This window comes from Streptomyces sp. NPDC038200 (genome assembly GCF_055600785.1).
Genome location: NZ_JBVJYH010000002.1, coordinates 297,611 through 320,117, shown reverse-complemented (window position 1 = coordinate 320,117; position 22,507 = coordinate 297,611). Strand labels below are relative to the sequence as shown.

Below are 22,507 nucleotides of genomic sequence, written 5' to 3'. Positions count from 1 at the left end.
CCGGGAACGGCGCGCCGCTGCCGCCGGGGTGGCGGCTGTCCGGTGAGGGCTCGGCCCCGCAGCTGGTGTGGCGGTCGGAGCAGCCGGTTCCGATGGGGAACGCGCGGGTCGAATTCCGGTCCGGTGACAGGCTGTTGGGGGTTCCGCGGCCCGGGGCGGACGGGCGCACCTTCCGGCTGCCGCTCGACGGGCGGCGGGCCACGGAGCTGCACGGGCTGCAGGTCTGGTCCGGCGGGCGGAGGCTGGACGCGCGGGAGACGGTCGGCGGTGCGTCGGCGGCCCGGTTGCCGGCCCCGCTGCCGGCGAACGGCGTGGACCCGGGCAAGCCGGGCGCGTACCGCACCAAGACCGGCGAGTACGGGCTGAAGTCGGTCCGGCTGCCGGGCTTCCCGGCGCCGGTGGAGATGCGCGCGGTCGTCGTCGCGCCGGTCGGGGCGTCCGGCGCGCGGCCCCTCGCGCTGTTCCTGCACGGCCGTCACTACACCTGCTACAAGGGCCGCGACGACATCGGCGGTGACTGGCCGTGCAAGGCCGGCACCAAGCCGGTGCCGAGCCACCGCGGCTATCTGCGGGACCAGAAGCTGCTGGCCTCCCAGGGCTATGTGACCGTGTCGATCTCGGCCAACGGCATCAACGGTCAGGACTTCGCGGCGGAGGACGGCGGGGCCCAGGCCCGCTCGTCGCTGGTGCGGCTGCACCTGGCCCGGTGGGCCGGCTGGACCGAACACCCCGAGACCGCGCCCAAGGTGGTCCGTGAGGCACCCCGCGCCGATCTGTCGCGGGTGCTGCTGGTCGGGCACTCGCGGGGCGGCGAGGGCGTCAACCGGGCCGCGCTGGACAGCCTCACGCCGCCGCCCGCGGACCAGGACGGCTATCACGGGCCGGTGCGCTGGAAGATCCGGGGCACGGTCCTCATCGGCCCGACCGTCTTCGGTCAGAACCCGGTGCCCGACGTGCCGTCGGTGACGATCCTGCCGGGCTGCGACGGTGACGTCTCCGACCTCCAGGGCGAGGTGTACGTCGACGGCACGCGCGCGGTCGGCAACGGCACGGCACTGCACAGCGCGGTGTACGTGATCGGCGCCAACCACAACTTCTTCAACTCGGAGTGGACGCCGGGCCAGGCCGCGGCACCCGCCGACGACGACTTCTCCGACGACCCGCAGCACCACGACCCGGTGTGCGCCAAGCGGGCCGCGACCCGGCTGACCGCCGACCAGCAGCACCGGGCCGGCTCCACGTATATCGCCGCCGCCGCGCGGCTGTTCCTCGCCGGGGACGACCGGGTGCGACCGCTGCTGGACGGCTCCGGGAAGCGGGCGCCGTCGGCGGACCCGGCGCGGGTGCTGAGCCACGCGGTGGGTGCCCGCCGGGGCGGCGGGTTCCTGCCGGACGGCGGGGTGTCGGTGACCGGCGGCAAGCTGTGCGCCGCGGTGGACCCGAGCCCGGCGAAGACCTGCCTGGGCGGTAACCCGAAGGGGGCCTCGCCGCACTTCGCGCAGTGGGAGATCGACCGGGAGGCCGGCCGGCACGCGATCGCGCTGCGCTGGACGCGGGCCGGCACCCCGGCGCGGGTGACCGCCGGCACGCCGGTGTCGCTGACCGGGTCCAAGGCGCTGTCGCTGCGGCTGTTCGTGCCGCCGAACTCGCGGGGCGCGCAGCTGGACGTGTCACTGACCGACGCCGCCGGCAAGAAGGCGAAGCTGGGCCGGGTCAAGGTGGACGGGCTGCCGGGCAGTGAGCGGACCGCCTCGTACTGGGCGCGGGAGATCCGGGTGCCGCTGACGGCGGCCACCCGCGCCGGGCTCGACCTGGGTTCCGTCAAGTCCCTCGAACTGACGCCGCGTTCGGCGTCGGGGCGGGCCTGGCTCATGGACGCGTGGGGCTGGCAGCCGGGGACGCCCGCGGTGCGGACGTCCGCGCTGCCGCGCGTGGACGTCGGCCGGACGACCGTCGACGAGGGTGACTCCGGTGTCCGCACCTACCGGGTTCCGGTGCAGGTGACGGGCCAGGGCGGCAGCGGCCTGGTCCGGGTGTACGTCATCGACCCGGTCACCGGCAAGGCCAAGGACCGGCTGGTGACGGTGCGTCCGGGTGGCCACGACATCGATGTGCCGGTCGAGGTGAAGGGCAACACGCGGTACGGCACCGATGTGTCGTACGACGTGCTGGTGAAGGCGGTCCGCGGTGCGGTCGTCGGCTCCCACCGGGGCGGGATCGTCGTCCACGACGACGACCCGGCGCCGACGATGACCGTCACCCCCGTCGCCGGCAAGGTGACCGAGGGGCAGACGCTGAAGTGGCGGGTGTCGCTGTCGGAGGCGGTGGACGTGGACATGAGCGCGATGTTCACGGTCGTGCCGGCGACCGCGCCGGAGCTGTCCACCAAGGACGTCCCGGCGCGCTGGCTGCGGGACGCGACCGGGGAGAAGGCGGACCCCGAGCGTCCGCTGTCCAAGGTGGCCGGGCTCTACCTGTGGGCGGACGTCCCGGCGGGCCGCACCAGCGCGGACATCACCCTGCCCACGGTCAAGGACCGGGTCCGGGAGGCCACGGAGTCGGTGCTGTTCCGGCAGATCGACATGCGGACCGGGGAGCCGCAGGCCGGCGGCCTCGAACTGTCCGGGTCGGTGCTGAACGCGTCGTAGGACGCATGCGTCCGGGTGGCCCTCAGTCCGCGAGGGTCACCCGGATCCCGACCGTGCCGTCCGCACCGCGGCGCAGCCGGCTGCCCAGCAGCGTGAGGCGGCCGAGGATGCCGTACTTGCGGGCGATGAGGGTGCGGTAGCGGGCGGTGGTGGCCGCGTCGGTGATCTCGGCGGTGGCCGGCAACTGGTCGCCGGTGGGGTTGCCGCGCACGTCGCAGGGGCCGACGAGGACGTCGGCACGGCGGCGGATCCGCTTGACCTTCCAGCTGTCGGCGACCGTCCACACGCCCAGGGCGCCGCCGTCCCGGACCACCCACACCGGGGTGGCCACGGAGGTGCCGTTCTTGCGGTAGCTGGTCACCAGCAGGTACTTGCCGGAGCCGAGCCGGTCGAGCCGCGTGTCGTCCATGTCCGCAGTCTAGGAGGCCGAGCGCCGCCCGAGGAGCACCGGACGCCGACGGACGGCCGGGAGACGGCGAGGCGGACCCCGACGTACGCGGGAACCGCCGGACGTACGCGGAGGCCGCCAGAGGTAAGCGAGGACCGCCGGACGTACACGGGGGCCGAAAGAGGTGCGCGGGGGCCACCGGACGTACGCGGAGGCCGCCAGGGGGACGCGGGGGCCGCCGGAACGTACGCGACCGCCGGGCGGCGTGGGTGGGTCGGGGCGGGGGAAATCCCGGGCAGCGCGGCGGAGATCAACTCGGGCGTCTAGATTGCGTCCTGCACGGTGTATCTCTCGTCAGGCATCTCATCAGGCACCCAGGAGCTGACCCACGTGACCGACAACCCGGCAGCCACCAACGACGTGGCCGTGTCGCTGCGCGCCCGTATCAACACCGGCCAGCCGCACACCGCCCGGATCTGGAACTACTGGCTCGGCGGCAAGGACAACTACGAGGTCGACCGCGCGGCCGGCGACCAGATCCGTCACCTGCACCCCGGCATCGGGGAGTACGCGCGCGCGGACCGGCTCTTCCTCGGCCGCGCCGTGAGCCACCTGGTGCGCGACCTGGGTATCCGGCAGTTCCTGGACATCGGCACCGGGCTGCCCACCGCCGACAACACGCACGAGGTGGCGCAGCGGATCGCACCGGAGTCCCGGATCGTGTACGTCGACAACGACCCGCTCGTCCTCGCTCACGCGCGTGCGCTGCTGACCAGCACGCCCGAGGGCCGTACCGACTATCTGGACGAGGATCTGCGCAACGTCGACGCCATCCTCGAACACGCCGCGAAGACGCTCGACTTCAGCCGGCCGGTGGCGCTGATCCTGCTCGGCGTGGTCATCTTCATCGGTGACGACGAGGACCCGTACGGTCTGGTCCGGCAGTTGACGGACCGGCTCCCCTCGGGCAGCCACCTGGTGCTGTCGCACACCATCACCAGCCCCTCGATGCCGGACGTGGACGAGGCGGTGAAGTTCTGGAACGAGCACGGCACTCCGAAGCTCACCCAGCGCACGCCCGAGGACGTGGCCCGGTTCTTCGACGGCCTGGAACTGCTGGAGCCGGGTGTGGTGTCCTGCTCGCGGTGGCGGCCGGAGCACGATCACGGGGCCGAGCCGGAGGAGGTCGCCATGTTCGGCGGGGTGGCCCGCAAGAGCTGAGCGCCACCGTCGGTGAACGCCGCAGCCCCGGGGGCCGTATGGAGGAGCGGGTCCTCGACGAGCCGAGGGCCCCGCGGTGCCGGTTGGGGCACCGTCCGTTCGGGTTCGGCTTCGGGAGCCATGCATGCGGCACGCACGACGACGGGTCGTCCGGCGAGTGACACGGCTGGCGGCGGTCGGCGGACTCCTCCTGGGCGGCGGGATGGTCGCCCAGGCGGCCATGGCCGGCGAGACTCCGCCGGCCTCCGCCAGACCGTTCAGCTCCGCCGGCGGCGCCGGGGACGAGGGCGCCGCGCTGGTGGCCCGGCTGGGCACCGCCCGTACCGCGGGCACGTGGATCGGCGCCGACGGGCGTCCCGTCGTGGCGGTGACCGACGAGGCGACGGCGCGGACGGTGCGGCGGGCCGGGGCCGAGGCGAAGGTCGTGCCGCACAGCATGGACGAGCTGAGGTCGGCGACGGCCACGCTGCGTTCGGCACCGCGGGTGCCGGGCACGGCGTGGGCGGTGGACTACCGGACCAACCGGGTCGTGGTGCGGGCGGACCGCACGGTGTCCGCCGGTGACTGGTCCCGGCTGACCGGGGTCGCCGGGAGGATCGGCGGCTTCGTGCACATGGAGCGGACGAAGGGCACGTTCACCACGCGGCTGAACGGCGCCCAGCCGATCCTGTCCACGGGCGGTCGCTGCTCGGCGGGGTTCAACGTCACCAACGGGCAGTCCGACTTCATCCTCACCGCCGGCCACTGCGGGCCCGCCGGGTCCACCTGGTTCGCCGACAACCAGGGTGATCAGCAGCTCGGCAACACCGTCAACAGCTCCTTCCCCGGCAGCGACTTCTCGCTCGTGCAGTACGCCGGCGGCAAGGCCGGTGCGGGCGCCGACGTCGTCGCGGTCGGCGGCGGCAAGGGCGTGCGGATCACCGGGGCCGCCGATCCCGCGGTCGGGCAGCGGGTGTTCCGCAGCGGCAGCACCAGCGGCCTGCACGACGGCCGGGTCACCGCGTTGAACGCCACCGTCAACTATCCCGAGGGGACGGTCACCGGGCTCGTCGAGACCGATGTGTGCGCCGAACCGGGCGACAGCGGCGGCCCGCTGTTCTCCGAGGGCGTCGCGCTCGGTGTCACCTCGGGCGGCAACGGGGACTGCACGACGGGCGGGACGACGTTCTTCCAGCCGGTGACCAAGGCACTGACGACGCTGGGGGTGCGGCTGATCGTGTCGGCGCAGAACGCGGGCGGCGCCCAGGGGGGTGCGCCGTCGGCCGCGGGGGGCCAGGGCGCGATGGCCCCGAGCGCGGCCTCACCGGGCTCCTCGGCGCCGGTCACGGGCGGATCGGAGAGCAGCACCCTGCTGGCGCGGCTGACGGACACCCGGAACGTCGGTCCCGGTCTGCTGGTCATCGCGGGCAGTCTGATCGCGCTGGTCGCGACCCGGTACATCCGGGCCGAGCAGGACCGCAAGGCGTATCAGCGGTACTACTCGGCGACGTGGAGCTGACAGGGCGGCGGCGGGGCCCCGGCTCGGTTTCCGGGGGTACGACGCGAAGGGCACCCGTGCGCTCACGGGTGCCCCGGACGGTGCGGCGTGCTGTGCGCGAGGTCGGCCGGGCCGGCCGGTGTGCGCGCTGGTGCGGGGTCGGTCAGGCCGCCCGGTGCGGCTGCGGGGCCGCGGCGGCCCACTCCATCACGAGGCGCTGGTACTCCGCGCGCTGCTCGGTGGTCAGTGTCCCGCCCGACCGGCGCCACAGGGCCCGGATCTCCTCGTTGACCTCCGCGGCCGATCGCTCGGAGGCGGCTTCAACAGTGGTGGACATGCTGTGAAGCATATGCCGACCAGCGTGAAGGCGATGTGAGTAAGTAGCCGCGATGCGGACATATCGGACCGTGTTACTCATCACGTCAATGTGTCAACCGGAAGCGGGAGTTCAGTGGGGATCCCGCGCCCCGGTCAGGCCGAGGACCAGCACCTGGATCGCCAGCACGGCGGCGCCGCGCGCCCAGTCGTGGAAGTCGGACACCTTCGTCTCCAGGTCCACCGGGGCGGCCAGCGGGTGCCGGTGGGCCCGGATGGTCTCGCGGACCGTGTTCCCCGCCACATCCATCAGGCCGACGCCCTCCCCGGCGAGCAGGATCTTCTGCGGCATGGCGAAGTTGGCGATCTGCGCCACGAGAATTCCGAGGCCCCGGGCGGCCTCGTCGACGACCCGGAAGGCCATGGGCTCGCCCGCGGCGGCACCGGCGAGGATCTCCTCGTAGCCGGCGTCCCGGCCGGTGGCGGCGCGGACCTGGTAGCGGATGCTGGGGATGGTGAGCAGCGACACGGCGCTGCCGCGGGCGCCCTCGGGAGTGAGGGGGCCGTGCGGGTCGATGATCCAGTGCCGGCCGAAGCCGCGGTCCTCCTCGTCGTAGGGCACCCGTCTGCCGCCGAGCACCAGCCCGTAGCCGAGGCCGGCGCCGATGGTCAGGACGGCGAAGCGGTCCAGGCCCCGGCCCGCGCCGAACCAGGTCTCGGACTCCACCAGGGCGGCCACGTCGTTCTCCACGACGACCGGCAGCCCGGTGCGCCGCCGGACGAGCGCCGCCAGCGGCACGTCCCGCCACCCCAGGAAGGCGGACTCGCCGACCAGCGTGCGCTCCCGCACCCGGCCGCCCACGCCGATGCCGATGCCGGTCGGGGCGGGGCGGCCCGCGGTCAGTTCGCCGGCCATCTCCGCCAGCAGACCGGCGACGGCGTCGGGGTCGCGGGTGGGCAGCGGCCGGTCCAGCCGGCCGGTGACCTCGCTGCGCAGCGTGGTGGCGACGCCGTAGACCCGATCGGCGGTGATCTTGAAGCCGAGGAAGGAGCGGGAGTCGGCGACGATGTCGAGCGGCCGTGAGGGACGCCCCTGCCGGTTCCCGCCCGTCCCGCCCGCCTCCGCGGCCTCCACCAGCAGTCCGGACTCGATGAGCGGCTTGGTCAGCCGGGTGAGGCTGCCCGGGGAGAGGCGCAGCCGGCGGGCCAGCCCGGTGCGGGACAGGGGGCCGTGCACGAGCACTTCGATCGCCACGGAGCGCTCCGCGGGGCTGAGCGGCAGCCAACTGGTCATCGAGGCCGACGCCTCCCTTTCTTCCGAGACAGAAGTAATACAGGGAGCCTACCGGCGTGATCACGGGCGGAGAACCGTCTTCACGCACCTCTTGACGGCAGAATTGTTCCGTCGTGAAAGTAATCCGTATGACTTTCTCCCTCGGTATCGTCGGCGCCGGTCAGTTCTCCGGACAGTTCGCCGCGCTGTTCCAGGCCCATCCCGGCATCCGCGACGTCTACGTCACCGATCTGCTGCCCGAGCGGGCCGAGCGGCTCGTCGCCGCGCAGGGCCTCGCGGGCACCTTCCCGTCGTACGCCGCGATGCTGGAGTCGCCGGCGGTCGACGCGGTCGCCGTCTTCACCCAGCGCTGGACGCACGGGCCGCTGGTCCTGGAGGGCCTGAACGCGGGCAAGCACGTGTACTCGGCCGTCCCCATGGCGGTCACCACCGAGGAGATCGCCGCGATCATCGGGGCGGTCCGGGCCACCGGGCTCACATACATGATGGGCGAGACCAGCCAGTACAACCCGGCGACCGTGCACGCCCGCAACCAGATCGCCGAGGGGGCCTTCGGCCGGCTGTTCTACGCGGAGGGCGACTACGTCCACGACATGGACCTCGGGTTCTACGAGGCCTACCGGTACAGCGGCGGCGAGGGGTGGAAGGCGACCGCCAGCTATCCCCCGCTGCTGTACCCGACGCACTCGGTGGGCGGGGTGCTCGGGGCCTGGCGGACGCACGCGGTGAGCGTGTCGGCGATCGGTGTGCGCGACGAGCGCGGTGACGGCGTTTTCGACCGCTCGGTCAGCCAGTTCGACAACGACGTGTCCAACGCGACCGCGCTGTTCGAGGTGGCGGGCGGCGGATCGTTCCGTACGAACGAGTTCCGGCGGGTCGGCTACCCCTCGCACATCCGCGAGTCCCGGTTCAGGTTCTTCGGCACGGAGGCCAGCATGGAGCAGCTGGCGACGGTGGCGTTGTGGCAGGACAAGGACGGGGTCAAGGACATCAGCGAGTTGCTGGAGCCGAGGCGGACACCGGCGCCCGACGATCCCTCGCTGGCGCATGTCGCGCCGGAGCTGCGGGCGGCCTTCACCTCCGGCTCGGCGCCGGTGCACGACCGGTCGCGGCTGCCGCGGGAGTTCGACCACCTGCACAACGGGCACGAGGGCAGCCACCACTTCCTGGCCGACGACTTCGTCACCGCCGTGGCCACGCGCACGCTGCCTCCGGTGAACGCGTGGGTGGCCGCCCGCTACACCCTGCCGGGCGTCGTCGCGCACGAGTCGGCACGGCAGGGCGGGGTGCGGCTGGCGATCCCGGACTTCGGGGACGCCCCCGAGGCGTAGCGGGAGCGCGGCGGCTCAGGTGCCGGGCTTGCGGCCGTAGACGAAGACGTCGTCGCCGTTCTTCAGCAGCGACCAGTACTTCTTGGCGTCCTTCGGGGGCATGTTGACGCAGCCGTGCGAGCCCGGCGGGTTCCACATGCTCAGGCCCACCGAGTGGAAGGCCTGGCCGCCGTCGAAGAACTGGCTGTAGGGCATGGGCACGTCGTAGATGTTCGAGACGTGGTCGATGTCCCGCCAGTAGATCTTCTTCAGGCCGGTGCGGGTCTCGTAGCCGTCACGTCCGGTGCGCACCGGCACCGGACCGTGGACGAGGCGGCTGCCGTCCTGGATCCAGCTGAGCTGGAGCGTGAGGTTCACGCAGGCGATCCGGCCCTTGTTCACCGGGCACTTGCCGTCCTTGTTCGGCTTGTCGCCCACGGCCTTCTGCTTGTTCATCAGGTCCATCACGCCCCATGTCACGGAACCGGCGTAGCCGATGTGGGGTGTGATGCCGTGCTTCGTCTGGAACGCCTGGATCGCCTTGCAGTCGGCGGCGGACTGCTTGCCGTCGACAGGCCGGCCCAGGAACTTCTCCACCTGCTTCTGGTACGGCCCCGTCGTCGTGGTGCAGCTCGCGGCCTGAGCCGGTGCCGCGGTGAAGGCGAGCGCGAGCGGCGCCACCAGTCCCGTGACTCCCAGCGCGACGACGCCTCGCCTGCGTATGCCCCCCATGGTGGCCTCTCCCCTTCCCTGCTCCGGATCGCTGGTTCCTCGCCCGGTCCTCTCCGGGTCCTCCCAGCGCGATTCCCGCGGTCTCGGACTACTAGACCCCGCAGGGGAGGGCATGGTTGTGTTTCCGGTCAGGCTGTGACGAAACGGTGAAGTTCAGACCGTACAGCACGCCCTCAGCAGCTCCACCGCCCGGGTCAGGGCCTCCGGTGTCGCCGTGAACGGCAGGCGGAGGTGGCGGGTGAGAGTGGTGCGGTCGGCGCTGAAGCGGGGGCCGGGAGTGACCGCGAGGCCGCGTGCGGCGGCCCGCGCCGCGAGGTCGGAGGCGTGCGGGCCGCCGTCGCCCAGGTGCAGCCACAGGGTCAGGCCGCCCGGCGGCACGGTGAAGGTCCAGCCGGTGCCGGCGAGCAGTGCGGCCAGGTGGTCGCGCTGGGCGCGCAGCCGGGCGCGCCGGTCGGCGAGCAGGCCGGGGAGCGGTGCGCCGAGGAGTTCGGCGGTGATGAGCTGTTCCAGGGGCGGCGGCGCGAGCAGGGCCTGGAGCGGGCGGGTGCACAACTGCCGTACGAGGTCCGCGGTGGCCCGGATCCAGCCGACCCGCAGACCGGACCACAGGGTCTTGCTCACGGAGCCGAGTTGGACGATCCGGGCTCCGGCGAGGTGGGGTTCGCCGCCGGGCGGGGTGCGGAGGTCCAGGTCGCGCATGGTCTCGTCGGCGAGGACGGTCAGTGCGTGGTGGTCGGCGAGCGCGGCGAGCCGTCGGCGGGCGGCCTCGGTCATGTGGGCGCCGGTGGGGTTGTGGAAGTCGGGGACCAGGTAGGCGAGTCGGGGGCGGTGCCGGTGCACGGCGGCCGTGAGGTGTGCGAAGTCCCAGCCGTCCCGGGCCGACACGGGGACCGGCAGCAGGCGGGCCCGGCGGGCGCGCAGCACGGCCAGGGCGCCGGGGTAGGCGGGGTTCTCCACCACGACGGGTGCCCTGCGGTCGGTGTGCAGGTGGTCCAGGAGCAAGGTGAGGGCGGCCTGCGCGCCGGCGGTGACCAGGATCTGCTCGGGACGGGTGGCGAGGCCGGCCCGGGTGTAACGGTCCGCCAGCAGTTCGCGGAGCCGGGGCAGGCCGGCCGAGGCGATGCCGGAGTCCACGAGGAGGGGTGCGCAGCGCTCGGCGGCGCGGGCCAGGGCGGCCAGGTAGGCGTCGTGGGGTGCGGCGGTCACCGCGAGGGTGAGGTCCAGGCCGGCGTCGGGGGCGCCGCCCCGGTCGAGGGACCAGGGGGTGGTGCGCTCGGTGAGACGGGCGGGCAGGCGTACGACGCTGCCGCTGCCGTGCCGGGTGTGCAGCCAGCCGTCGGCGCGCAGCAGGCTGAGCGCGGCGACCACGGTGCCGCGGCTCAGGCTCAGGAGGCGGGCCAGTTCCCGTTCCGAGGGCAGCGGGGTGCCGGCCGGGACCCGGCCGTCGACCACGGCGTCCCGTACGGCCGCGGCCAGGGTGCGGGCGAGGGGTCCCGGGCGGGAGCGCCAGTCGCCGAGCGCGGCGACGAATCCAGTGTCCACCGGTCCAGTTTCACTGGTCCAGTCGTCGTGAAGTGGACCAGGTGCCGGGCAGCCGTCCGGGTCTACGCTGCGGCACATGCACCGTGGTCTCGCCGACGATCTCTCCCGGCTCCCCGAACTGCTCCAGGCCGCCCGCGATCTCGCCGTCCGGGAGGCGGCGGGGCTGGCCGAACGGCCGGTCGCCGCCCCCGGCCCGATGCCGCAGCGGGCTCCGCTGCCGGGTGCGGGTGCGGGCGGTGACGGCGCGCTCGCCCGGTTCGCCGAGCGGTGGGCGCCGGGCTTCTCCGGCTCCGCCGGGCCGCGTTATCTCGGCTTCGTCACCGGCGGTGCGACGCCCGCGGCCGTCGCCGGGGACTGGCTGACGTCCGCGTTCGACCAGAACCTGTCCGGGGCGGGCGGTTCCTGGGCGCAGGAGCTGGAGCGGGAGACGGTGGCGTGGCTGCGCGAGCTGTTCGGGCTGAGCGAGGCGCACAGTGGTGCGTTCGTGACGGGCGCCACCATGTCCAACACGGTCGGACTGGCGATCGGCCGGGAATGGGCGGGCGAGCGGCTGGGCGTGGACGTCTCCCGGGCGGGTGCCGCCGCGCTGGGCCCGCTGGACGTGCTCTCCGGCAGCCCGCACTCCAGCATCGCCAAGGCGATGTCGGTGCTGGGCCTCGGCCGGGACCGGCTGCGCCCAGTGCCGCTGCTGCCCGGCGGCCGGGAGGCCGTCGACGTGGCCGCGCTGGAAGCGGCGCTGGCCGGGGCCGGGGGCCGGCCGGTGATCGTCGTCGCGAACGCGGGCACCGTGAACACCGTCGACTTCGACGATCTGCGGGCGATCGCGGCGCTGAAGGAGCGGTACGACTTCTGGCTGCACGTGGACGCGGCGTTCGGCGCCTTCGCCGCCCTCTCCCCGGAGCACGCCGGGCTGGTCGACGGCCTGGACGCCGCCGACTCGGTCTGCGTGGACCTGCACAAGTGGCTCAACGTCCCCTATGACGCGGCCGTCCAGTTCACCCGGCGCCGCGATCTGCAGGTGGCCGTGTTCCACAACGCCTCGCCCTATCTGGGCCTGCCCGGGGGCGAGCCCGACTTCCTGCATCTGACCCCGGAGAACTCGCGTCGGCTGCGGGCCCTGCCGGCGTGGTTCTCGCTGGTGGCGTACGGGCGGGCCGGGCACCGGGAGATCGTGGAGCGCTGTGTGGCGCTGGCCCGCCGGCTCGGCGCGGGCGTCGACGCGCTGCCGGGTCTGCGCCTGCTGGCTCCGGTCCGGCTCAACGTCGTCTGCTTCACCCTCGCCGCGGACCCCTCGCAGGAGCGGGTGGCGGCACTGGCCCGGGCGGTCGCCGCGTCCGGGGAGGCGTATGTGACGCCGACCGTGTACGGCGGGGTGCCGGGGCTGCGTGCGGCGTTCAGCAACTGGCGGACCACCGAGGCCGACACCGAGCGGGTGCTCCGGGTGCTGGCGGCGGCCTCGGCCTGACGGTCGGAAGAGGTCAGGAGGAGCGCCGTACGGCGGCGTGGAAGCCGGTGTTGACGGCGGTGAGGCCGCCGTCGACGACCAGGGTGGTGCCGGTGATCCAGGCGGCGTCGCGGGAGGCGAGGAAGGCGACCGCGGCGGCGATGTCCTCCGGCTCGCCGACCCGGCCGAGGGGGTACAGGGCGCGGACGGCTTCGAGGTCGTCGTCGCGTCCTTCCCAGGCCGAGGTGCGGACCGTGCCCGGCACCACGAGGTTGACCCGGACGCCCCGGGCCGCCGCGTGCCCGGCGAGGGTCCGGGTGAGCGAGCCGAGGCCGGCCTTGGCGGCGCTGTAGGCGTGGTTGCCGAAGTCCTGCAGGCCGTTGACGGAACCGATGCCGACGATCGCTCCGCGTCCGGAGGCGGCCAGGTGCGGCAGGGCGGCGCGGCAGCAGCGGTGGGCTCCGGTGAGGGTGACGTCGAGGTCGCGTGCCCATGCCTCGTCGGGGTCCTCCTCGAAGAGCGGGACGTCCGGGCTGCAGTGGGCGGCGCAGTTGACCAGCACGTCGAGCGAGCCGAACGCGGCCACGGCACGGTCCACGGCCGCCTCGACGGCGGCGCGGTCGGCCACGTCGCAGCCGAACGCCTCGGCGGTGAGGCCGTGTCGGCGCAGCGCGGAGGCGGTCCGCTCGGCCTCGGGCAGGTCCCGGTCGGTCACCAGGACCCGGGCGCCTTCCTCGGCGAGCCGCCGGGCGACGGCGGCGCCGATGCCGCGGGCGCCGCCGGTGACGAGTACTCCGTGTCCTGCGAAGCGTTGGGGATCGGTCATGGGCCGACGGTACGGCTCCGCGGGCGCCCTTTCACCGGTTCGGCATCCGGTTTTCAGCGGTATCCCGTGACGTCGGCCGGCTTGCCGGGGTCCTGCACCTCGGTCAGGTACCGCCAGGCGTCGGGCCGGCTGCCGTCGAGGTCGGTGTAGCCGTACTCCTGGGCGAGGCCGCCGCTGGAGAGGGACTGTCCGTTGAACCGGGCCACCTCGGGGTCGGCGGCCAGGGCGGCCACGGCCCGGCCGGTGTAGCGCGGGGTCTCGGAGATCGCGAAGTGCGGTTCCCGCTCCAGGGCGTCGCGCCAGTCGTCCTCGCGGACGCCGTACGCGTCGAGCATGATCTCCGAGCGCATCCAGCCGGGGGTGATCGCCACGGCCGTCGCGCCGCGCGGGCGGAGTTCGTGGCCGAGGGCGAAGGCCATGCGCAGGACGGACGCCTTGGCGAGGTCGTAGAAGAGGTTCACGCGGTAGGTGCCGCGGTTGTACTCGGCGGTGCCGTCGGTGACCTCGACGACCAGGCCACCGGGCCGGCGGAGCAGGAGCGGCAGGGCGTAGTGGCTGGTGACGGCGTGGGTCTCGACCGACAGGCGCAGCAGCCGGAGCCCGTTGTCGAGGTCGTGCTCCCACACCGGGGTGTCCCACTCGAAGAGTTTCTCGCCGCCCCAGATGTCGTTGACGAGGACGTCGAGCCGGCCCCGTTCGCCGGCGATGCGGTCCACCAGGTCCCGTACGGCGGAGCGGTCCAGGTGGTCGACGGGTACCGCGACGCCCCGCCCGCCGGCCGCGGTGACCAGGTCGGCGGTGTCCTCGATGGTCTCGGGGCGGTCGTACTCCGAGCGGCGGGCGCGGGTGGTGCGGCCGGTGACGTAGACGGTGGCGCCGGCCGCGCCGAGTTCCACGGCGATGCCCCGGCCGGCGCCCCGGGTCGCCCCGGCGACCAGCGCCACCTTGCCTTCCAGCGGTCCTGGCATGTTCTCGCTCCCCGTGTGGTGCGGCTGTCGACGTCCTCCACTGTCACCGGGAAAGCGGACATCTTCTGTCGGCTTTTGTGGCGGGTGCCGTGACTCCGGGCACGCGCGGAGTCACGGGTCACGGGCTCCGTGGCCCGCTGTGCGTCCCGGCCGGGCGCGGCGCCGACGGGGTTCGGCGCCGCGGTCGGGTCGTGCCGGGGGGGCGTCAGTGGCCTCGGGCGATCCACTCCTGAAGGTGCGGTGCCTCGGCGCCGATGGTGGTGGCGTCGCCGTGACCGGTGAGGACCTTGGTCTCCGGCGGGAGGGTGAGGAGCCGGTCGCGGATGGAGTCGATGATGGTCGGGAAGTGGGACCAGGAGCGCCCGGTGGCGCCCGGACCGCCCTGGAAGAGGGTGTCGCCGGTGAAGACGGTGCCCAGGCCGCGGTCGTACAGGCAGACGGCGCCCGGGGCGTGGCCCGGGGTGTGCAGGACGGTGAGGTCGGTGCCGGCCGCCTCGATGACCTGGCCGTCGAGAAGATGCCGGTCGGGGTCGCGGTGGGGGTGGGTCTGCTTCCACAGCGGCAGGTCGTCGGCGTGCAGCCAGATGGGGGCGCCGGTGCGGTCGGCGAGTGCCGGAGCCGCGTTGACGTGGTCGTTGTGGGCGTGGGTGCAGACGATGGCGATGAGGCGCCGGTCGTCGACGGCGCGGGCGATGGCCTCGGCGTCGTGGGCGGCGTCGATGACGATCACCTCCCGCTCGTCGCCGACGATCCACACGTTGTTCTCCACGTCCCAGGTGCCGCCGTCGAGGGTGAACTGCCCGGAGGTGACGAGTCGTTCGATGCGCACGGTCATCACAGCACCACCACCGAACGCAGCACGTCGCCGTGGTGCATCCGCTCGAACGCCTTCTCCACCTCGTCGAGTCGGATCGTCTCGGTGACGAACGCGTCGAGCGGCAGACGGCCCTGGAGGTGGAGGTCGATCAGCAGGGGGAAGTCACGGGAGGGCAGGCAGTCGCCGTACCAGCTCGACTTCAGGGCGCCGCCGCGGCCGAAGACGTCCAGCAGGGGCAGTTCGAGCTTCATCTCGGGCGTGGGCACGCCGACGAGGACGACGGTGCCGGCGAGGTCGCGGGCGTAGAAGGCCTGCCGGTAGGTCTCCGGTCGGCCGACGGCCTCGATGACGACGTCGGCGCCGAAGCCGCCGGTCAGCTCGCGGATCGCCTCGACCGGGTCGGTCTCCTTGGAGTTGACCGTGTGGGTGGCGCCCAGGGTGCGGGCCTTGGCCAGCTTGCGGTCGTCGATGTCCACGGCGATGATCTTCGCCGCGCCGGCGAGGTTCGACCCCGCCACGGCCGCGTCGCCGACGCCGCCGCAGCCGATGACGGCGACCGAGTCGCCGCGGCCGACGTTGCCGGTGTTGATCGCGGCGCCGATGCCGGCCATCACCCCGCAGCCGAGCAGACCCGCGACCGCCGGCGAGACGGCCGGGTCGACCTTGGTGCACTGCCCGGCCGCCACGAGCGTCTTCTCGGCGAAGGCGCCGATGCCCAGGGCCGGGGAGAGTTCCGTGCCGTCGGTGAGCGTCATCTTCTGCCGGGCGTTGTGGGTGTCGAAGCAGTACCAGGGCCGGCCGCGCAGGCAGGCCCGGCACTGCCCGCACACGGCACGCCAGTTGAGGATGACGAAGTCGCCGGGGGCGACGTCGGTGACACCCGCGCCGACCGACTCCACCACGCCCGCCGCCTCGTGGCCGAGCAGGAAGGGGAAGTCGTCCGAGATGCCGCCCTGTTTGTAGTGCAGATCGGTGTGACAGACCCCGCACGCCTGGACGCGTACGACGGCTTCGCCGGGCCCCGGGTCCGGCACCACGATCGTCTCGATCCGTACGGGCTCGTCCTTGCCCGGTGCGATCACGCCGCGTACTTCCTGCGCCATGGTCTGGTCCCTTCTTCGTTTGCCTTCGCCGCCGACCCTACGCGCGAGCCGGGGGATGGCGCTGCCGGACCGGGCGCCGTTCGCCGGTGGCGGTCCGCGGCCCCGTCGCACCGTGCTGAGGGCCGCCCCGCCGGGACGGCCCTCGGGTGCCGCGGGGCGGGTCAGGCCTCGACGGCGGGCACCAGGCCCAGCACGGGCGCGACCGGGCCGGCCACCTGCCACAGCTCGTTCAGGCGGTTCAGCCCGTGCACCTGGTCGAGGGCGCGCGTCTGCTCGGAGACGGTCGGGACCTGGCCCCTGTACTGCGCCGGGATGTCGCTGACGGTGAGCGAGTCGACCGCGGCCATGGGGCTGATCCGGCCGGTGTCCGGGGCGCTCGCCTCGGCCGCGTTCGCCAGCGGCGCGGCAAGACCGGTGACCCCGGCGGCCAGACCGAGGGCGGCGACGATACGTCGTGTTGAGATCATGTCTCGGCAACGGCCGCGGGCACCGGCCGGACACGGGCGGCGGGCCCCGCTCACCCGGGAGGCGGAGTGGGGTGGCTGCGCTTGCCGAGGCCGCCGGGGCGGAGGAGTCTCGGAGAGGGGTCCGTGCGGCCCGCTCCTGGACGGGCCGCGGACGCCTGAAGGAGGTCACCATGGGTAGCGCGACGGGGTCCGCTTTCGACACCGAGACACTGCGCCGGGCCATCGAGGGCAACACCGGCAACAACCTGTTGTCGCTCTACGCGGACGACGCGCAGATCCGCATCGTCGACCGCAACAACCAGCCGAGTCACCCCACGGTCCTGCACGGCCGCGGCCAGATCGCCGAGTTGCTGGACGACGTCTACAGCCGCGACATGACGCACAAGCTGGACGTGTGCGTCGTCCAGGGTGACCACGCCGCGTACAGCGAGTCGTGCGAGTACGAGGACGGCACCCGGGTCCTCGCCGAGTCGATGGTCACGCTGCGGGACGGCAAGATCACCGATCAGCTCATCGTCCAGGCGTGGGACGAGTAGGCATCGGCCCGGGTGTGGCAGGCCCCGGAAGGAGAATCGCGCGGGTCCAGGTCACCTCTCGGCTGACCTGGACCTTCTCGGCGCGGGCCGCGTGGGTCCGGGCGCGCCGGCGGCGCACGGCACCGCTGTCCGCGGCGCGGCTTCCGGTCTCCGCCGCGCTGCTGCGGTCGGTGGTGCGCGCGGTACGTCCGCGCCCGCGTCCGGCGCCGCCGCGGGCCGTGCGCGGCCGGTGGACGAGGCACCGGTGAGGGGCCGGGAGGGAACGGTGAGGCGCGGGGGCGGGACCGGTGAGGGGGCGGGTCGGCACCGGTGAAGGGGGGCGGGACCCGTGAGGGGTGGGGCCGGGACGAGTGAGGGGTGGGGGCGCTGAGGGGGGTCGGGAAGGTCGTACACCCCCTCGGTTACGCTGTACGCGGGCCGTGACTGGCGCTGAGGTGGAGTACCACCGGGGAGCGGTCCGTGGTGAGTGCCGCGCGCCTGGGCGAGGAGAGTCGATCCAGCTCAGGAGTGTGCAGCATGACCCAGGCCCGTCTGATGGACGGCACCGCGCTCGCCCGCCGCATCGTCGAGGAGACCGCGCGGCAGGCCGCCGGCCTCACCGAGCGCACCGGCACCGCGCCGTGTCTCGCGACCGTGCTGGTCGGCGAGGACCCGGCCTCCGTGACGTACGTCCGGATGAAGCAGAACCGCAGCCGCAAGGCCGGCATCGAGTCCCGGCGCGTCGCACTGCCCGCCACCACCACGACCGACGAACTCGTCGGCACATTGCGGGAGTTGTCCGCCGACCCGGGGGTGCACGGGATTCTGCTGCAGCACCCGATGGGGGACCACATCGACGAGCGTGCCGCGTTCGAGGCGATCGCGCCGGAGAAGGACGTGGACGGAGTCACCTTCGCCTCGTTCGCCACGATGAGTTTCGGGCTGCCGGGCTTCGTCTCCTGCACCCCGGGCGGCATCGTGCGGCTGCTGGACGAGTACGGCGTCGACCCGGCCGGGAAGCGGGCCGTGGTGGTGGGCCGCAGCGCGATCCTCGGCAAGCCGGCGGGCATGCTGCTGCTGGCCCGGGACGCGACCGTGACGTACTGCCACTCGCGCACCCGGGACCTGTCGGCCGCGGTCCGCGAGGCCGACATCGTCGTGGCCGCGGTCGGCCGGCCGCGGCTCATCCGCGGGCAGGACATCAAGCCGGGCGCGGTCGTGATCGACGCGGGCTACAACCCGGGGAACGTCGGCGACGTCGACTTCGACTCGGCCGTGGAGCGGGCCTCGCTGATCACCCCGGTGCCGGGCGGTGTCGGTCCGATGACGATCGCCACGCTGCTGGAGCAGACGGTGCGGGCGGCCGCCCGGCAGCTCGGGGCCTAGGGTCTTTCGTTGGATCATGCCGGGCTCGCGGGCCCTGGCACCGCGCCTCGCCGCGTTGTCGTCGGTGCCATGGCTCCGCCATGGCGCCCTCCTCCGCCTTGCGATGCACGGCACCAGACCCCGCTCCCTGATCCGGCCTGATCCAAACGAAAGACCCCAGCGGCTCAGCGCATCCACGCGGCGTACTGCATCACGTCCCCGGCTCTGAGGCCGAACTCGGGTTCGGCCTTGGTGGCGGTCAGCTCCAGCCCCAGCACGGCCCCGGTGGACGGGTCCATGATCAGCATGCGCCGGGCGCCGCGCGGATCGTAGTGCACATAGGCCTGGCCGGTGCGCCCGAGCCGGTCCGTCACCCGGCCGACCGGGCGCAGGCCGGGTGTGTCGGCCAGGACCCGGGCGAGCGCGGCGGTCTCCCGGGCACCGAGGGTCCAGTGGTCGAGCAGGGTGTCGACGGCGTCGAGGAGTTCACCGGCGGTCATCTCGGTGTGCAGGTACGCGGCCTCCCGCAGATAGGCGCGCAGCCGTGCGGCGTCGTGCGGCGGCGGCGCCTCGGGCGGGGCGTCGCTCCAGCTCGGCGGATACGTCTGCCGGCTGATCACGTGACCGTCCGCGACCAGGCGGGGGTGCTCGCCCTCGTCGCTGAGGACGGGGCGGCCGGGGTGGCGCGGATCGGTCGCCACGACCAGCTCGGTGTGGCTGCCGTCCGGCTGCCAGCGCACGATGGTCTCCTGGGGCAGGGTGACCGGCGGCGCGTGGTCGCTCATGCCCATGCTCCACGACTGGACGTGCGTGCCCTTGCGCAGTCCGGAGGAGCCTTCGGCGGCGGCCTCGGCCCGGTCGGCCAGCAGCGCCAGCGGTACGGGAGCGGAGTCGGCCTGCACGACCAGCGGGCGGGGCGCGGCCACCGCGGGCTGGGGGCTCGGGCCGCCGAGCAGCGCGGTGAGGGCGATGGCCAGCACGACCCCGGTGGCGGCGAGGCCCCACAGCAGCCGGGAACGCGGGACACGGGGTCCGGCGGGCCGGGGCGGGTCCTCGCGCAGCAGCAGTTCCAGCCGCCGCTCGGCATGGTGGTCCAGGGGGCCGTCGCCCAGGTGCGGGCCGTGGGCCGGGACCGGGTCGGCGTGGCGGAGGAGGTCGAGTTCGTCAGGCATGTCGGGGGTCCTCGCGGAGGCATGCGCCGGCGGTGGGCAGGGGGTACGGCCATCGCCGGCCGGCGGCACCGGCGTCGTCGCCGGGCCTCGGTACCCGGGAGCGGGCGGACGCGGCCGGGCGCGGACCGGAACCGGGATCGGTGCCGGGCGGCGGGGCGTCGGCAGCGGCGGACACGGCCACCCGCCTGCCGAACCCGGCCTTGGGGGGCGGGGGTTCGGGGTGGGCGGACGCGGGGTCGGTGCCGAACGGTGGCGCGGCGGTGTCGGCGGTGTTCGGGAGGCGGCTGCCCTCGGGGGACGGCTCGGGCGGTGTGACGGCCGTCGGTGCCGTGGGCCGCTGACGGTCGATCTCGGCCCGCAGCCGGCGGCGGGCGCGGTGCAGGCGCATCGCCGCCGCGCGCCGGCCGCAGTCGAGGGCGACCGCGATCTCCTCGACGCCGAGTTCCTCCCAGGCGGCGAGACGCAGCACCTCCTGATCGGCCGGGGCCAGCCGGTCCAGGGCCTCGTGCACCCAGGCGCCGGGGGCCTCGGCGTCGGGACCGGCGGCGATGTGGCGGCCGTGCGCGGCCTCGTCGTTGCCGATCCGGTCCACCAGCCGGCGCCGCCGCCCGTAGCCGCGTACCGCGTTCGCCAGGCAGTTACGGGCCACCCCGTACAGCCAGGGCAGCGGCGTGGCGGGCAGGTCGGCCCGGCGCCGCCAGGCGACCGTGAACACCTCCGCCACCACTTCCTCCACCTCGTCGGCCCGCCCCTGCAGTCGCCTCGCGACATAGCGGCTGACCGCCCAGTAGTGTTCGCGATAGGCAGCGGCGAAGATCTCGTCGTTGCTCATGTTCGGTTCGTGTCCGGCACTCCCCGGATCGTCACACCCTTCTTCCGTGATGCTCCTCGCGTCGTCCGAGTGTGACGTGGGGGCCGTGCGCGGACACAGGCGGGGCGTGAAGAGGATCCGAGACTCCAGGGCCGTACAGTGGCTCACCAGCACCGATCACAAGACGATCGGAACGCTCTATCTGGTCACCGCGTTCGCGTTCTTCCTGATCGGTGGCGTGATGGCGCTGCTGATGCGCGCCGAGCTGGCCCGGCCGGGCCAGCAGTTCCTGTCGAACGAGCAGTTCAACCAGGCGTTCACGATGCACGGCACCGTGATGCTGCTGATGTTCGCCACCCCGCTGTTCGCCGGGTTCGCGAACTGGATCATGCCGCTGCAGATCGGGGCGCCCGATGTGGCGTTCCCGCGGCTGAACATGTTCGCCTACTGGCTCTACCTGTTCGGCTCGCTCATCGCGGTGGGCGGCTTCCTCACCCCGCAGGGCGCGGCGGACTTCGGCTGGTTCGCCTACTCCCCGCTGTCGGACGCGGTCCGCTCGCCGGGCGTCGGCGCCGACATGTGGATCATGGGTCTGGCCTTCTCCGGTTTCGGCACCATCCTGGGCGCGGTCAACTTCATCACCACGATCATCTGTCTGCGTGCCCCGGGCATGACCATGTTCCGCATGCCGATCTTCGTGTGGAACGTGCTGCTGACCGCGGTGCTCGTCCTGCTGGCCTTCCCGGTGCTGGCGGCCGCGCTGTTCGCCCTGGAGGCGGACCGCAAGTTCGGCGCCCATGTCTTCGACGCGGCCAACGGCGGCGCACTGCTGTGGCAGCACCTCTTCTGGTTCTTCGGCCACCCGGAGGTGTACATCATCGCGCTGCCGTTCTTCGGTATCGTCTCCGAGGTCGTCCCGGTCTTCTCCCGCAAGCCGATGTTCGGGTACATGGGCCTGGTCGCCGCGACCATCGCGATCGCCGGTCTGTCGGTGACCGTGTGGGCGCACCACATGTACGTCACCGGCGGTGTGCTGCTGCCGTTCTTCTCCTTCATGACGTTCCTGATCGCCGTGCCGACCGGGGTGAAGTTCTTCAACTGGATCGGCACGATGTGGAAGGGCTCGTTGTCCTTCGAGACGCCGATGCTGTGGGTGACGGGCTTCCTCGTCACGTTCGTCTTCGGCGGGCTGACGGGCGTCATGCTGGCCTCGCCCCCCATCGACTTCCACATCTCCGACTCGTACTTCGTGGTGGCCCACTTCCACTACGTGGTCTTCGGCACGGTCGTCTTCGCGATGTTCGCCGGCTTCCACTTCTGGTGGCCGAAGATGACCGGCAAGATGCTGGACGAGCGCCTCGGCAAGATCACCTTCTGGACGCTGTTCGTCGGCTTCCACGGCACCTTCCTGGTCCAGCACTGGCTGGGCGCCGAGGGCATGCAGCGGCGGATCCCCGACTATCTCGCGGCGGAAGGGTTCACGACGCTCAACACGGTCTCTTCGATCTTCTCGTTCCTGCTCGGCGGATCCCTTCTTCCCTTCTTCTACAACGTGTGGAAGACGGCCCGGTACGGCAAGCCGATCGGCGTGGACGACCCGTGGGGCTACGGCCGCTCCCTGGAGTGGACGACCTCCTGCCCGCCGCCGCGGCACAACTTCCTCGCCCTGCCGCCCATCCGCAGCGAGTCCCCGGCCTTCGACCTGCACCACCCCGATGTGCGGGAGCGGGAGCTGACCGCGCCGTGACGGCCCACGACGAGCGGGACCTCGTCCGGCAGATCGAGGGACATCTGCTGCTGGAAGCGGCCCGGGAGGAGAGCCGTAGCGCCGCGGCCCGCCTCAGTTCCCGGCTGGGCTGGCTCACCGACACCCAACGGGAGGACGTGGAGCGCCAGTTCGAGGCCGAGTATCTGGCGCTGGCCCGGCTGGCGTGGGGGCGCACGGCCGAGCGGGCGCAGGAGCTGCGGCAGGTGTACGAGTCGCGTTACCGGGCGCTGCGCCGACGGCTGCTGGCCTGCGGTGTCCTGGGGTGTGCGCTGCTGGCGGCGGCGGTCCTGGTGGTGTCCGCCGCCGCCGCGTAGGGCCGCGGGC

At 73.3% G+C, this 22,507-nt stretch carries 20 protein-coding genes, 1 pseudogene and 1 riboswitch; of the genes and pseudogenes, 9 read left to right on the top strand and 12 right to left on the bottom strand.

Annotated elements, in window-relative coordinates:
- Positions 1-92 precede the first annotated feature (92 nt).
- Positions 93-2,648: a hypothetical protein gene (locus ACZ7KF_RS06460; protein ID WP_471070024.1), complete on the top strand. Its 2,556-nt coding sequence runs from the start codon at positions 93-95 to the stop codon at positions 2,646-2,648.
- Between the two features lie 22 nt (positions 2,649-2,670).
- Here ACZ7KF_RS06460 and ACZ7KF_RS06455 read toward each other — a convergent pair whose 3' ends face one another.
- Complete coding sequence (locus tag ACZ7KF_RS06455; RefSeq protein WP_471069812.1) at positions 2,671-3,057, bottom strand: PPOX class F420-dependent oxidoreductase; 387 nt, start codon at positions 3,055-3,057, stop codon at positions 2,671-2,673.
- Positions 3,058-3,426: 369 nt separating this feature from the next.
- Here ACZ7KF_RS06455 and ACZ7KF_RS06450 point away from each other — a divergent pair, with 369 nt between their 5' ends.
- Entirely contained in the window at positions 3,427-4,257 is an 831-nt protein-coding gene (locus ACZ7KF_RS06450; protein WP_471069811.1) for an SAM-dependent methyltransferase, read from the top strand.
- A 124-nt stretch (positions 4,258-4,381) separates the two neighbouring features.
- The gene (locus ACZ7KF_RS06445; protein ID WP_471069810.1) at positions 4,382-5,755 is read left to right on the top strand and encodes a S1 family peptidase; all 1,374 of its coding nucleotides are present in this window, start codon (positions 4,382-4,384) and stop codon (positions 5,753-5,755) included.
- A 142-nt stretch (positions 5,756-5,897) separates the two neighbouring features.
- Here ACZ7KF_RS06445 and ACZ7KF_RS06440 read toward each other — a convergent pair whose 3' ends face one another.
- Positions 5,898-6,083, bottom strand: coding sequence for a hypothetical protein (locus tag ACZ7KF_RS06440; protein ID WP_471069809.1), 186 nt, complete (start codon positions 6,081-6,083; stop codon positions 5,898-5,900).
- A gap of 99 nt (positions 6,084-6,182) precedes the next feature.
- Positions 6,183-7,343 (bottom strand): ROK family protein, encoded by a 1,161-nt coding sequence (locus ACZ7KF_RS06435; protein WP_471069808.1) that lies wholly within the window; start codon positions 7,341-7,343, stop codon positions 6,183-6,185.
- Positions 7,344-7,471: 128 nt separating this feature from the next.
- Between ACZ7KF_RS06435 and ACZ7KF_RS06430 the strand changes: the two genes are divergently transcribed.
- The gene (locus tag ACZ7KF_RS06430; RefSeq protein WP_471069807.1) at positions 7,472-8,674 is read left to right on the top strand and encodes a Gfo/Idh/MocA family protein; all 1,203 of its coding nucleotides are present in this window, start codon (positions 7,472-7,474) and stop codon (positions 8,672-8,674) included.
- 15 nt (positions 8,675-8,689) lie between these two features.
- Here the strand turns inward: ACZ7KF_RS06430 and ACZ7KF_RS06425 are convergent, their stop codons facing one another.
- Entirely contained in the window at positions 8,690-9,385 is a 696-nt protein-coding gene (locus ACZ7KF_RS06425) for a L,D-transpeptidase (RefSeq protein WP_471069806.1), read from the bottom strand.
- A gap of 153 nt (positions 9,386-9,538) precedes the next feature.
- Positions 9,539-10,927 (bottom strand): aminotransferase-like domain-containing protein, encoded by a 1,389-nt coding sequence (locus ACZ7KF_RS06420; RefSeq protein ID WP_471069805.1) that lies wholly within the window; start codon positions 10,925-10,927, stop codon positions 9,539-9,541.
- Between the two features lie 76 nt (positions 10,928-11,003).
- On the opposite strand from ACZ7KF_RS06420, the gene ACZ7KF_RS06415 reads away from it, so the two are divergent.
- Positions 11,004-12,392 carry a pyridoxal phosphate-dependent decarboxylase family protein gene (locus tag ACZ7KF_RS06415; protein ID WP_471069804.1) on the top strand — a complete coding sequence of 463 codons (1,389 nt, stop codon included), beginning with the start codon at positions 11,004-11,006 and terminating at the stop codon, positions 12,390-12,392.
- 13 nt (positions 12,393-12,405) lie between these two features.
- Here ACZ7KF_RS06415 and ACZ7KF_RS06410 read toward each other — a convergent pair whose 3' ends face one another.
- The 5 genes from ACZ7KF_RS06410 to ACZ7KF_RS06390 all read right to left on the bottom strand — a co-directional run bounded on the left by ACZ7KF_RS06410 (position 12,406) and on the right by ACZ7KF_RS06390 (position 16,552).
- Positions 12,406-13,197 (bottom strand): SDR family NAD(P)-dependent oxidoreductase, encoded by a 792-nt coding sequence (locus tag ACZ7KF_RS06410; protein ID WP_471069803.1) that lies wholly within the window; start codon positions 13,195-13,197, stop codon positions 12,406-12,408.
- Between the two features lie 53 nt (positions 13,198-13,250).
- Entirely contained in the window at positions 13,251-14,165 is a 915-nt protein-coding gene (locus ACZ7KF_RS06405; protein WP_471069802.1) for an SDR family oxidoreductase, read from the bottom strand.
- 205 nt (positions 14,166-14,370) lie between these two features.
- Entirely contained in the window at positions 14,371-15,000 is a 630-nt protein-coding gene (locus ACZ7KF_RS06400) for an MBL fold metallo-hydrolase (RefSeq protein ID WP_471069801.1), read from the bottom strand.
- Positions 15,000-16,085, bottom strand: coding sequence for an S-(hydroxymethyl)mycothiol dehydrogenase (locus tag ACZ7KF_RS06395; protein ID WP_471069800.1), 1,086 nt, complete (start codon positions 16,083-16,085; stop codon positions 15,000-15,002). The genes ACZ7KF_RS06400 and ACZ7KF_RS06395 overlap by 1 nt, the downstream gene beginning before the upstream one ends.
- Positions 16,086-16,246: 161 nt before the next feature.
- Positions 16,247-16,552: a hypothetical protein gene (locus ACZ7KF_RS06390; protein WP_471069799.1), complete on the bottom strand. Its 306-nt coding sequence runs from the start codon at positions 16,550-16,552 to the stop codon at positions 16,247-16,249.
- Between the two features lie 170 nt (positions 16,553-16,722).
- Here ACZ7KF_RS06390 and ACZ7KF_RS06385 point away from each other — a divergent pair, with 170 nt between their 5' ends.
- Complete coding sequence (locus tag ACZ7KF_RS06385) at positions 16,723-17,088, top strand: nuclear transport factor 2 family protein (RefSeq protein ID WP_471069798.1); 366 nt, start codon at positions 16,723-16,725, stop codon at positions 17,086-17,088.
- 409 nt (positions 17,089-17,497) lie between these two features.
- A riboswitch (ZMP/ZTP riboswitch) is annotated at positions 17,498-17,578 on the top strand.
- Positions 17,579-17,604: 26 nt separating this feature from the next.
- On the top strand, positions 17,605-18,453 hold the full coding sequence (locus tag ACZ7KF_RS06380) for a bifunctional 5,10-methylenetetrahydrofolate dehydrogenase/5,10-methenyltetrahydrofolate cyclohydrolase (protein WP_471069797.1): 849 nt from the start codon (positions 17,605-17,607) through the stop codon (positions 18,451-18,453).
- 164 nt (positions 18,454-18,617) lie between these two features.
- Here the strand turns inward: ACZ7KF_RS06380 and ACZ7KF_RS06375 are convergent, their stop codons facing one another.
- Together ACZ7KF_RS06375 and ACZ7KF_RS06370 are read right to left on the bottom strand one after the other, a co-directional pair.
- Complete coding sequence (locus ACZ7KF_RS06375; protein ID WP_471069796.1) at positions 18,618-19,604, bottom strand: CU044_5270 family protein; 987 nt, start codon at positions 19,602-19,604, stop codon at positions 18,618-18,620.
- A 331-nt stretch (positions 19,605-19,935) separates the two neighbouring features.
- Positions 19,936-20,436 (bottom strand): annotated as a pseudogene (locus ACZ7KF_RS06370) (RNA polymerase sigma factor); the annotation flags it as partial.
- A 49-nt stretch (positions 20,437-20,485) separates the two neighbouring features.
- On the opposite strand from ACZ7KF_RS06370, the gene ctaD reads away from it, so the two are divergent.
- Both ctaD and ACZ7KF_RS06360 read left to right on the top strand, forming a co-directional pair.
- Entirely contained in the window at positions 20,486-22,162 is a 1,677-nt protein-coding gene (gene ctaD / locus ACZ7KF_RS06365; RefSeq protein ID WP_471070023.1) for an aa3-type cytochrome oxidase subunit I, read from the top strand.
- Positions 22,159-22,497 (top strand): hypothetical protein, encoded by a 339-nt coding sequence (locus ACZ7KF_RS06360; protein ID WP_471069795.1) that lies wholly within the window; start codon positions 22,159-22,161, stop codon positions 22,495-22,497. The genes ctaD and ACZ7KF_RS06360 overlap by 4 nt, the downstream gene beginning before the upstream one ends.
- The last annotated feature ends 10 nt before the right edge of the window (positions 22,498-22,507 follow it).